The 5,152-nt window shown below is 73.3% G+C and carries 6 protein-coding genes; 5 read left to right on the forward strand and 1 reads right to left on the reverse strand.

The genetic code is table 11. The features are described from left to right. The 4 genes from DMH12_RS36955 to DMH12_RS36970 form a co-directional block, all read left to right on the forward strand. A partial coding sequence (locus DMH12_RS36955) for an ABC transporter permease (RefSeq protein ID WP_260474479.1) occupies positions 1–958 on the forward strand: 958 nt, incomplete at its 5' end. After that, a complete protein-coding gene (locus tag DMH12_RS36960) occupies positions 955–1,869 on the forward strand; it encodes an ABC transporter permease (RefSeq protein ID WP_185832760.1) in 915 nt (304 codons plus the stop codon). The genes DMH12_RS36955 and DMH12_RS36960, both read left to right, overlap by 4 nt. After that, complete coding sequence (locus DMH12_RS36965) at positions 1,866–2,687, forward strand: ABC transporter ATP-binding protein (protein ID WP_125495664.1); 822 nt, start codon at positions 1,866–1,868, stop codon at positions 2,685–2,687. The genes DMH12_RS36960 and DMH12_RS36965 overlap by 4 nt, the downstream gene beginning before the upstream one ends. Further along, a complete protein-coding gene (locus tag DMH12_RS36970; RefSeq protein WP_125495665.1) occupies positions 2,684–3,568 on the forward strand; it encodes an ATP-binding cassette domain-containing protein in 885 nt (294 codons plus the stop codon). The genes DMH12_RS36965 and DMH12_RS36970 overlap by 4 nt, the downstream gene beginning before the upstream one ends. An 11-nt stretch (positions 3,569–3,579) precedes the next feature. Here DMH12_RS36970 and DMH12_RS36975 read toward each other — a convergent pair whose 3' ends face one another. Further along, entirely contained in the window at positions 3,580–4,518 is a 939-nt protein-coding gene (locus tag DMH12_RS36975) for an ROK family protein (protein WP_260474480.1), read from the reverse strand. A gap of 62 nt (positions 4,519–4,580) precedes the next feature. On the opposite strand from DMH12_RS36975, the gene DMH12_RS36980 reads away from it, so the two are divergent. After that, positions 4,581–5,152, forward strand: a 572-nt coding sequence (locus DMH12_RS36980; protein ID WP_148107586.1) for a creatininase family protein, incomplete at its 3' end; no start/stop codon positions are given.

Raw genomic sequence — 5,152 nt, forward strand, 5'->3', positions numbered from 1 at the left:
CGCGGAGACCACACCCCGCCGCCCGGACCGGAGCGGGCTGCTGCGCACGGTGCTCAGGCGCCTGGCCACCGCGCTGTTCGTCCTGCTGTGCACCGCGACGGTCTCCTTCTTCCTGGTACGGCTCTCCGGCGACCCCGTGAAGATCCTGCTGCCGCCCGACGCCACCGCCGAGCAGGAGAACGTGCTGCGCGCCTCCCTCGGACTGGACCAGCCGCTGTTCGCGCAGTACCTCGACTACCTCTGGGGACTGCTCCGCCTCGACTTCGGCGACTCCCTGGTCTACGGCCAGCCGGTGAGCGAGATCCTCGCCGACCGGCTGCCCGCCACCATCGAACTGGCCGCCGCCGCCCTCGCGGTGACCCTCGTCGTCGCCGTCCCGGCGGGCATCTTCGCCGCCATGCGCCGCGGGCGCGGCTCCGACCACACCGTGATGACCGGCGTCCTGCTGGGCCAGTCCACCCCGCCGTTCTGGGTCGGCATCCTGCTCATCCTGGTCTTCGCCGTCTGGCTGCACGCCCTGCCCGCCTCCGGCTACGGCACCTTCGCCAACCTCGTCCTGCCGGCCGTCACCCTCGCCGTCTACTCCGTCGCCGTCGTCGCGCGCCTGCTGCGCTCCTCGCTGATCGACGTCCTCTCCTCCGACCACATCCGCAGCGCCCGCGCCAAGGGCTTCGGCCCCCTGAAGGTGGTGCTCAGGCACGGACTGCGCAACGCCTCGCTGCCGGTGGTGACCGTCGTCGGCCTGGAGGTCGGCAACCTGCTCGGCGGGGCGATCCTCACCGAACGGGTCTTCTCCTGGCCCGGAGTCGGCCAGCTGACCGTCGAGGCGATCTCCAACCGCGACTTCCCGCTCGTCCAGGCCACCGTCCTGTTCTTCGCCGCAACCTTCGTCGTGGTGAACCTGCTCGTCGACCTCTCCTACAGCTTCCTCGACCCGAGGGTGAGGACGTCACGATGACCGTCATGTCACCGGCCGCCACCGACCGGACCCCGGCCGAGGCACCGTCCGGCGGCTCGGGCCCCGCCGTCCTGCGGGCCCTGCTGCGCAACAAGCTCGCCGTCGCGGCCCTGGCCGTGCTCGCGCTGCTGCTGCTCGCCGCCCTGTTCGCACCCCTGATCGCCCCCTACGACCCCAACGCGCAGAACCTGCTCCTCCGCCTGCGGCCCCCCGCCTGGCAGGAGGGCGGCAGCGGCGCCCACCTCCTGGGCACCGACCAGCTCGGGCGCGACATGCTCTCCCGCGTCATCTTCGGTGCCCGGGTCTCCCTGCTCGTCGGCGCCGGCGCGGCGCTCCTCGCCGGAGTCATCGGCACCGTCGTGGGACTGTCCTCCGGGTACTTCGGCGGCTGGGCCGACCGCACCCTCATGCGGCTCGCCGACGTCCAGCTGGCCTTCCCGTCGCTGCTGCTGGCCCTCGCCATCGTCGGCTTCCTCGGCTCGGGCCTGTGGTACGTGATCCTGGTGCTCGGCTTCACCGGCTGGGTCTCCTACGCCCGCGTCGTGCGCTCCGAGGTGATGTCCCTGCGCACCCGCGACTTCGTCACCGAGGCCCGCGCGATCGGCGTCACCGACGTCACCATCATGCGCCGCCACCTGCTGCCCAACGTGATGGCCCCGCTGGCCACCATCGGCACCCTGCACGTCGCCGCCGCCATCGTCGCCGAGGCCTCCCTGAGCTATCTCGGCCTGGGTGTGCCCAAGGAGACGGTCACCTGGGGCGGCATGCTCTCCGACGGCCAGCTCTACCTGGGTACGTCCTGGTGGGTCGCCGTCTTCCCCGGTGTCGCCCTGATGCTCACCTCCCTCGCCATCAACATCACCGGCGACGCCCTCAGGGACGTCGCGGACCCGAAGGCCTACCGCCGATGAGCCTCGACCGACCGACCACGCCACCGCCGCTGCTGGAGATAGCCGGCCTCAGCGTCGACTTCCGCCTGGAGAACTCCGTCGTCCACGCCGTCCAGGACGTCTCCCTGCACGTCCACGCCGGTGAAACCCTCGCCGTCGTGGGGGAGTCGGGCAGCGGCAAGAGCGCCACCGCCCTCTCCGTGCTGCGCCTCAACCCGAGCCCGCCGTGCGTCTACGCGAGCGGCGAGATCCGCTTCGACGGACGCGACCTGCTGAAACTCACCGAGAAGGACCTCGGACGGGTCCGCGGCCGCGACATCGCCATGGTCTTCCAGGACCCGATGACCTGCCTCGACCCCCTCCAGCGGGTCGGCGCCCAGGTCGCCGAGGTACTCGGGCACCACACCGGCATGTCCCGCGCCGAGGCGAAGGAGGCCGCGCTGGCCGCCCTCGACGAGGTCGGCATCCCCGACCCGGCCCTGCGCTACCGCCAGTACCCGCACGAACTCTCCGGAGGACTGCGCCAGCGCGTGATGATCGCGACGGCGCTGGTCGCGCGGCCCCGCGTGCTCATCGCCGACGAGCCGACCACGGCCCTGGACGTCACCGTGCAGCGCCAGATCCTCGACCTGCTCGTCACCCTCCAGCACAAGCACGACATGGCCGTCGTGCTGATCACCCACGACCTCGCCGTCGTCGCGGAGACCGCCGACCGCGTCGCGGTCATGAACCAGGGCCGCGTCGTCGAGACCGGCGACGTCCTCGACGTCTTCGACCGCCCGGCCGACGACTACACCCGCAAGCTGCTGGCGGCCACCCCGCGACTGGAGGCGGCATGACCACGCAAGCCACCGGAGCCACCGCACCCGCACCCGCGTCCGCCGAGGTCCTCCTGGAACTCGTCGGACTGCGCAAGGAGTTCGGCACGCACGGAACGACCGCCGCCGTCGACGACGTGTCGCTCGAAGTCCGCGAGGGCGAGACCCTCGCCCTCGTCGGCGAGTCCGGCTGCGGCAAGACCACCCTGACCCGGCTGCTGCTGCGGCTCCTCGAACCCACCGCCGGCAGCGTCCGCTTCGACGGACAGGACCTCGCCGCCCTCTCCGCGCCCGAACTGCGCGCCGTGCGACGGCAGATGCAGGTCGTCCTCCAGGACCCCTACTCCAGCATGAACCCGCGCATGCGCATCACGGACATCGTCGCGGAACCCCTCGTCACCCACGACCCCGAGGCGCGCGGACGGCGCGCACGGCCCCGTACCCGCGAACGCGTCGGTGAACTCCTGGAGGCGGTGGGCCTGGACGCCGGTATCCAGGACCGCTACCCGCACGAGTTCTCCGGCGGACAGCGCCAGCGCGTCTCGATAGCGCGGGCCCTGGCCCTGCGCCCCCGCCTCCTCGTCCTGGACGAACCGACCAGCGCCCTGGACGTCTCCGTGCAGGCGACGGTCCTCGACCTGCTGGCCGACCTCCAGCGACGGCTCGGGCTGACCTACGTGTTCGTCTCCCACAACCTCGCCGTCGTCGGACAGGTCGCCGACCGGGTCGCCGTGATGCGCCGGGGGCGCCTGGTCGAGGTCGGCGACACGGCGGAGGTACTGCGCTCACCGCGCCACCCCTACACGCGGCAACTGCTGGACGCCGTACCCGTCCTCGACCCGCGCAAGGGGCGCCGCGCGGCACAGCGGGCCGCCTCGCCGACGGACGGGGCGAGCCGATGACCGGCACTGCCCTACAGGTGCGACAGCACCAGACCCGCACCGCCGAGCAGCGCGACGTCGTCGACGGCGGCGGTGCCCACCAGCACCCGGGGCTGCTCGGCCTCGGTGAAGGCGACGGCCTCGCGCAGCCGCTCCTCCACCACGGTCCGGAAGCGCTCACCGCCGTCACGCGCCTCACCGTGCAGGATGAAGAGACCGGGCGCGAACAACTGCTGCACGTTCACCAGACCCAGCGCGAGGTTGTGCGCGTACTCCTCCACCACCCGTCCGGCGAGCGCGTCCCCGCCGTTCACCAGCGCCTCCAGCGACACCGCCGGGCCGAGGCCCGCCTCCCGCGCCCGGGCGCGCAGCCAGCCGGTGGTGGCCACCGTCTTCCAGCAGCCCCGGCTGCCGCACGTGCAGCGCTCACCGCTGGCCGACACGGTCATGTGCGCGCCGCTGCGCCCGCCGGGCGGGGCCATCACCTCGCCGTCGTACAGGACACCGACCCCGAGCACTTCGCCCGTCGACACCGAGGCGAAGGTGCGCCGCCCGCGGCCCGCGCCGAACCAGCGGTCGCCGAGCACCTGGAGGCGCGCCCGGTGCTCCACCCGCACCCCGGCGCCGGTGAGCGCGCCGAGCCGCTCCGTCACCGGATAGCCGTGCAGGGCGGGCACGTCGTTCACCTCCAGGATCAGCCCCGTGCGGGGGTCCACCAGCCCCGCCGCGGCCACGCCGATCCCCTGGAGGCCGTGCGCGGCGAAGACACCGGCCGCCTCCGCCAGCGCCGCGTCGATGTCCGCGGGCGTCGCGGCGGCCGCGTCGTACGACGACTCGGCGCGGTCCAGCACCCGGCCCGCCACGGACAGCACGGCCGCTCTGACCCGGCCGGGCACCAGCTCGACGGCGCCCAGCCGCCGCGGCGCGGGCGGCGCGGCCGGTCGCGGCAGGGCCGCGGGGACCAGTCGCAACGGAGAACTTTTGTGGACCATGCGCCGACTCTGCCACGGCCCCGTTTCGGAGAGGTAGCACCGTGAGCCAATCGAGACTGACCGAACTCACCTGGCGCGAGGTCCGCCGGGCCGGTGAGCGGGGCATCGCCCTGCTGCCCATCGGCTCGCAGGAGCAGCACGCCGGGCACCTGCCCATGGGCACCGACACCCTCCTGGTCGAGGAGGTCGTGGACCGGGCGCTGGCCCTCCTCTCGCGGGAGGCGGCCGCACCCGAGGTCGTACGCCTGCCGGCGCTGCCCTTCGGCCACAGCCCGCACCACCTGTTCGCCGCCGCCGTCTCGCTCTCCGCGGCCACCCTGGGCGCGGTCCTCGACGACGTCCTCGACTCGCTCGTGACCAGCGGACACCACCGGGTGATGGTCGTGAACGGCCACGGCGGCAACGACGAGATCATGCGGCTCGCCGTGAAGCGGTTCGCGCTGCGCGCCCGGGTGACCGTCGCCGCCTGTTCGTACTGGACCCTGACCGCGGGCGAGGACGGGGCGGGCCGGCCGGACGTCACCCCGGGGCACGCCGGATGGTTCGAGACCTCACTGATGCTCGCCGCCCACCCCCGACTGGTGCGCACGCCCGTGCCCGCCCCGTCCTCGCC

Origin of the sequence: Streptomyces sp. WAC 04229, assembly GCF_003947455.1 — a bacterium.
In the GTDB taxonomy this organism is placed as follows: domain Bacteria; phylum Actinomycetota; class Actinomycetes; order Streptomycetales; family Streptomycetaceae; genus Streptomyces.

Coding starts and splice junctions, on each gene's coding strand:
- DMH12_RS36960 (WP_185832760.1), top strand. CDS start 955: ATGACCGTCATGTCACCGGCCGCCACCGACCGGACCCCGGCCGAGGCA.
- DMH12_RS36965 (WP_125495664.1), top strand. CDS start 1,866: ATGAGCCTCGACCGACCGACCACGCCACCGCCGCTGCTGGAGATAGCC.
- DMH12_RS36970 (WP_125495665.1), top strand. CDS start 2,684: ATGACCACGCAAGCCACCGGAGCCACCGCACCCGCACCCGCGTCCGCC.